This is a genomic window from Streptomyces montanisoli (assembly GCF_017813245.1).
Taxonomy (GTDB): Bacteria; Actinomycetota; Actinomycetes; order Streptomycetales; family Streptomycetaceae; genus Streptomyces; species Streptomyces montanisoli.
The window spans coordinates 1-4,514 of the sequence record NZ_JAGIQL010000281.1 but is presented as its reverse complement, the minus strand read 5'-3'; the positions used below and the strand labels follow the sequence as shown (position 1 = coordinate 4,514).

General features: G+C 76.7%; 4 protein-coding genes. All 4 read right to left on the bottom strand.

Translation table 11 applies throughout. The features are described 5' to 3' along the window. Nucleotides 1-33: 33 nt before the first annotated feature. Nucleotides 34-906, bottom strand: a complete 873-nt coding sequence (locus JFN87_RS32105) for an HpcH/HpaI aldolase/citrate lyase family protein (protein ID WP_209345884.1) — start codon at nt 904-906, stop codon at nt 34-36. A 32-nt stretch (nt 907-938) separates the two neighbouring features. Then, the gene (locus JFN87_RS32100; RefSeq protein ID WP_209345882.1) at nt 939-2,177 is read right to left on the bottom strand and encodes a CaiB/BaiF CoA transferase family protein; all 1,239 of its coding nucleotides are present in this window, start codon (nt 2,175-2,177) and stop codon (nt 939-941) included. Nucleotides 2,178-2,299: 122 nt separating this feature from the next. Further along, a complete protein-coding gene (gene rbsK, locus JFN87_RS32095; RefSeq protein WP_209345880.1) occupies nt 2,300-3,214 on the bottom strand; it encodes a ribokinase in 915 nt (304 codons plus the stop codon). Then, nucleotides 3,211-4,514 (bottom strand): ADP-ribosylglycohydrolase family protein (locus JFN87_RS32090; protein ID WP_245182809.1); only part of this gene is annotated, 1,304 nt, incomplete at its 5' end. The genes rbsK and JFN87_RS32090, both read right to left, overlap by 4 nt.

The following is a 4,514-nucleotide window of genomic DNA, read 5'->3' as shown; positions in this document are numbered from 1 at the left end:
GCCGCGCCGGGCGTCCGGCCCACACGCACTCCGTCAGGCCGCGGGCCGGCCCGCGCGCTCCGCGAGCGCCAGGACGCGCCGCGCGGACGCGACCACAGCCGGGTCGACGAACCTGCCGTCCGGCAGGGCGAGCGCCCCGGGCTCGGCCGCGGCCGCCTCGACCGTCTCGCGCGCCGCCGCGACCTCCCCGGCGTCCGGCAGGAACGCCCGCTCGATGACGGGCAGCTGGCGCGGGTGGATCGCGGCCCTGCCGAGGAACCCGAGGGCGCGGGCGCGCAGGCAGGAAGCCTCGAGGCCCGCCAGGTCGCGCACGTCCGGGTAGACGGACTGCGCGGGCGGGGCGAGGCCCGCGGCACGGGCCGCGACGACCGCGCGCACCCGCGGCCAGGTCAGCGCGTCCTCGCCGGCCAGGCCGAGATCCGCGCGCAGGTCCGCCTCGCCGAGCGCGATACCGCCCACCGCGGGGTGGGACGAGGCGACGGCGAACGCGTTCTCCACGCCCAGAGCCGACTCGATCAGCGGATACAGCGCGGGCACGGCCGCATCGGTGCCCGCCGCCTGCCGTACGGCGTCGACGACGGCCGTCACGTCCGCCGCCGACGCCACCTTCGGCAGCCGCAGCCCGCCGAGGCCCGGCAGCCCGGCGAGGGCCGCCAGGTCGGCGGCGGCGCGCGGCCCGCCGAGCGCGTTGACCCTGACGTGCACGGCGCACGGGCCGGGCGCCGCGTCGGCCAGCAGTTCGGCCGTGGCGTCGCGCGCGTAGTCCTTGCGTGCTGCCGCGACGGCGTCCTCCAGGTCGACGACGACGACGTCGGCCCCCGAGCGCAGCGCCTTCGCCACCACATCGGGCCGGTCGCCCGGCGCGTAGAGCCAGGTCAGGAAGGCCGGCGCGGAGCCGTCGCACACGGCGGGCGCGGTGCCGGAGCGTGTGGTCGCGTTCACAGGGTTCCCTTCTCGCGCAGTGCGTCGATCTCCGCCTCGCCCAGGCCGAGCTCGGTGAGGATGCCGGTGGTGTCGGCGCCGTGCGGGCGGCCTGTCCAGCGGATGGCGCCCGGCGTGGCGGAGAGCCGGAAGAGGACGTTCTGCATCCGCACCCGGCCCAGCTCGCCGTCCTCGACGTCGGCGACCGTACCGAGCGCCCGGTACTGCGGGTCCTCCATCACGTCCCGCACGTCGTAGACGGGCGCGACGGCCGCCTGGGCCTTCTCGAAGGCGGCCACCACCTCGTCACGGTCGTGGCGCGCGATCCATGCGCCGACCACCGCGTCGATCTCGTCCGCGTGCTCGGCGCGGCCCGTGCCGGTGGCGAACCACGGCTCCTGTGCGAACTCGGGGTGGCCCACGAGGCGCAGCACCCGCTCCGCGACGGACTGGGCGGACGACGACACCGCGAGCCACCGGCCGTCCGCCGTGCGGTAGGTGTTGCGCGGCGCGTTGTTGACGGACCTGTTCCCGGTCCTCGGCTGCACATAGCCGAGCTGGTCGTACCAGAGGAGCTGCGGGCCGAGCACCGCGAGCATCGGCTCGATGATCGCCAGGTCGACCACCTGCCCCGCGCCGGTGCGCTCGCGCCCCGCGAGCGCCGTCATCACCGCATACGCCGTGGCGAGCCCGGCGACCGAGTCGGCGAGGCCGAACGGCGGCAGCGTCGGCGGCCCGTCGGGCTCGCCCGTGGTCGCGGCGAAACCGCTCATGGCCTCGGCGAGCGTGCCGAACCCGGGGCGTTTCGCGTACGGCCCGAACTGCCCGAACCCGGTCACCCTGGCCAGCACGAGCCGCGGGTTGGCGGCCGAGAGCTCCTCCCAGCCGAGCCCCCACCTCTCCAGCGTGCCGGGGCGGAAGTTCTCGATGACCACGTCCGCGGTCGCCGCGAGCCGCAGCAGCACGTCGCGTCCTCCGGGCGTGGACAGGTCCAGCGTGAGGTTGCGCTTGTTGCGGCCGAGGTGGATCCACCACAGGCCGACACCGTCCTTGGCGGGCCCGTGGCCGCGGGACGGATCGGGCTTGCGCGGGTGCTCGACCTTGATGACCTCGGCGCCGAAGTCGCCGAGCATCGTCGCGGCGATCGGGCCGGCGAACAGCGTCGCCAGGTCGAGGACGCGCAGCCCGGCGAGGGGGCCCGGGCCGGGCCCTCCCGGGGCGCCGGCCCGCTGGTCGTCGGTGCGTGGGTGGTGCATGGCGGTACCTCGGTTTCCTCTGCCTGTCCGGCATGGGAGGTGCGGTGTGCGTGCGTGCGGTGCGGTGGTGTGCGGTGGGGTGCGTGCCGTGTGTTCGGTGGTGTTCGGCGTGTGCGACCGGGTCAGGGCGCGGTCGCCGCCAGCCGGTCGACGGCCGCGCGGTCGGGCATCGAGGACGACGCGCCGTGGCGCTGGACGGACAGCGCCGAGGCGGCTGTCGCCCAGCGCAGGGCCTCCTCGGACCGCCGCCGCTCGCCGAGCGCGACGGCGAGCGCGCCCACGAAGGTGTCGCCCGCCGCGGTGGTGTCGACGGCCGTGACCCGGCGCGCCGGAACGGTCAATGTCCCGCCGTCCCTACTGCTGTACAGGCAGCCGTCGGAGCCCAGCGTCACCACCACCTCGGGCACCTGGTCGAGCAGTGCCCGTGCCGCCTCGTGCGGGTCGCGCCGCCCGGTGAGCGCCGCGGCCTCGTGCTCGTTGGGCACCAGCAGGTCCACGAGGGACAGCAGTTCGCCGGGCAGCGGCCGGGCGGGCGCGGGCGTGAGGACCGTGCGCACCCCGTTCGCCCTCGCGGCCCGCAGCCCCGCGAGCACGCCGTCCAGGGGGGATTCGAGCTGGAGCAGCAGCGCGTCGCTGCCTGCCACCACCCGCTCGTCCTCCTCGGTCAGCGACGTCACGGTGGCGTTGGCTCCCGGCACCACGACGATGGAGTTGTGCCCGGCGCCGTCCACCACGATGTGCGCGGTGCCGCTGGCGCCCGGCACGGTGCGCAGCGTCCGCGTGTCCACGCCGGCGTCGTCCAGCGCGGCGCGCAGCCGCGGGCCGAGGCCGTCGTCGCCGACAGCGCCGATCATGCGGACGTCGCCGCCCGTGCGGGCCGCGGCCACGGCCTGGTTGGCGCCCTTGCCGCCCGCGACCGTGCGGAACGACTCGCCGGTGACGGTCTCGCCGCGGCCCGGCGCCACCGGCGCGTACGCGACGAAGTCCATGTTGGTGGAGCCGAGGACCGCGATCCTCGCCCGTGGTGTGCTCGTCATGGTGTGTCCCTGGGGGTGTGGGCCGCGGGCTCGGGCGTGCCGTGGCGCGCGGGCAGCACGGCGAGGGCGGCGGTGCGCCGCGCCAGCGCGTCGAACCCGGCGCCGTCGAATCCGGCGACCGAGGTGGCGAGGCGGTTGTCCAGCGGGCGTGTCCACTCCCCGGGCAGCGCACCGGGCGAGCCCGCGAGCAGCCCGGCCACCGAGCCGGCCGTCGCGCCGTTGGAGTCGGTGTCCCAGCCGCCGGAGACGACCCGGCACACCGAGCCGGTGAAGTCGCCGTCCGCATGGGTGAGCGCCGCCGCGAGGAGCGCCGCGTTCGGCACGACGTGCACCCAGTGGTGGTGGCCGTAGGCCGCGTGCAGGACATCGACGACGCTCGCGAACCCCTCGGCCGTGCCGGTCGGTTCGGCGCGGGCCGCGTCGATGCCGTGGCGCACGGCCGAGGCCAGCCTCGACCGCGCGGGCACCACGGCGAGCCCAGCGGCCAGGCACGCGTGCACGTCGGCGCCGCCGCCCGCGGCCCGCGCGACGACCGCGGCGGCGAACATCGCGCCGTACACGCCGTTCGCGGTGTGTGTGAGCACGGCGTCGCGCCAGGCCTCGTCGGCCGCGGCGGCCGGATCGCCCGGCCGGGTCCAGCCGAACACGTCGGCGCGGATCAGGGCGCCGATCCACTCACGGAACGGGTTGCGCCGCACCGCCGTCCCCGGCGGCTCCACGCCGTCCAGCAGATTGCGGTACGCGACGCGCTCCGCGGTGAACGTCCGGCCCGCGGGCAGCTCGTCGAGCCACAGCCGCGCGACGTCGTCCGTGGTGAAGGAGTGCCCGTGCCGCTCCAGCGTGAGCAGGCCGAGCAGCGGGTAGTTGAGGTCGTCGTCCTCGGGCATCCCGTCGATGTTCTCGGCCAGCGAGGTGGGCCGGCTGCGCCGGTTCCACGGGTAGCGCGCCGCCACGGCGGGATCGAGGCCGACCTCGGTGAACCACGACGACAGCGGCCAGTTGCCCGTCGACGCCGCGAGCGCCCTGATGCCGTCGAGCGGCAGCTTCTCCACCGGCTTGCCCAGCAGGCACCCCGCGGCCCTGCCGAGCCAGCCGGCCTCAAGACGGGCGCGCAGGGCCTCGGCCGGCACGGCGAGCGCGGGAACCGGCGGCGCGCCCGCGGCCGCGTGGAAGGACCGAAGAGCGCACGGCTGAACTCCAGTCACCCATGTGTCTGGTACGCCGCGTCCTGCCTGGAGAAAGGGGGGGGGGGGGGGGGGGGGGGGGGGGGGGGGGGGGGGGGGGGGGGGGGGGGGGGGGG

What these genes read in the sequence shown, in the direction of transcription:
- JFN87_RS32100 (WP_209345882.1), bottom strand. Translation starts at nt 2,177, where the DNA reads ATGCACCACCCACGCACCGACGACCAGCGGGCCGGCGCCCCGGGAGGG.
- rbsK (WP_209345880.1), bottom strand. Translation starts at nt 3,214, where the DNA reads ATGACGAGCACACCACGGGCGAGGATCGCGGTCCTCGGCTCCACCAAC.